Source organism: Arthrobacter sp. SIMBA_036 (assembly GCF_046535135.1).
Classification (GTDB): Bacteria; Actinomycetota; Actinomycetes; order Actinomycetales; family Micrococcaceae; genus Arthrobacter.
This window is the reverse complement of the sequence record NZ_JAWRXG010000345.1, coordinates 1-252: the sequence shown is the minus strand read 5'-3', so window position 1 is coordinate 252 and position 252 is coordinate 1. Positions and strand designations below refer to the sequence as shown.

Here is a 252-nt window from a genome sequence, read left to right as displayed (position 1 = left end):
CGCTGTTCCAAGGCGAACTAGTGGGCCTCTCGTTTGTGTACGAGACCGGACAGGCAATGGGGCTGAATATGGCAACGAAAGCCAATGAGGCAGCCTGCCAATACATCTTGGCCAATGCCAGAGATCTGGTCTGTGACTACTACAACACCCTCGGTGGCGACAAGCGATTTGTGCCAGATGAAGCGAAGGGACGCTATGTCGCAGCCAATGTTCTCATCCCGAAAGAGGTAATCGAGGAAACAATGCGCACAA

Annotated in this window: 1 pseudogene; it reads left to right on the top strand. The window is 53.2% G+C overall.

The window, feature by feature from the left end:
• Positions 1–20: 20 nt before the first annotated feature.
• A pseudogene (locus SB659_RS20135) lies at positions 21–252 on the top strand (hypothetical protein); the annotation flags it as partial.